The 374-nt window shown below is 57.5% G+C and carries 1 protein-coding gene; it reads right to left on the bottom strand.

What is annotated here, in order from left to right; genetic code table 11:
* Nucleotides 1–374 (bottom strand): glycoside hydrolase family 3 N-terminal domain-containing protein (locus ACTHSP_RS22680; RefSeq protein WP_440347089.1); only part of this gene is annotated, 374 nt, incomplete at both ends.

Below are 374 nucleotides of genomic sequence, written 5' to 3'. Positions count from 1 at the left end.
ATGGTCAGGTCGTCTGAAAAGATAACGCCGTTAAATCCGATTTCTTGGCGCAGGATTTGTTTCAGCCATTTTTCGGAAAAGCCGGCAGGTTGGCTGTCGGTTTGTGGGTACACGACGTGGGCAGGCATGACTGCGGCCATTCCTGCTTGGCTCAGTGCGCGGAAGGGGATAAGGTCGGCAGCTTCTAGCGCTTCGCGGCTGCGTTCGTCGCAAGGCAGGACGTGATGGCTGTCACCTTCGACAAAGCCGTGGCCGGGGAAGTGTTTGCCGCAAGATTTCATGCCGCCTTTGTTCAGGCCTTTTTGCAGGGCAAGGGCAAGCTGGGTAACGATGTTGGCGTCGCGGTGGAAACTGCGGTTGCCGATGACGGCGCA

It is taken from the genome of Neisseria sp. P0001.S005 (assembly GCF_051963715.1).
Note: the sequence above shows the minus strand (reverse complement) of the source record. Positions and strands in the feature narration are given on the sequence as shown.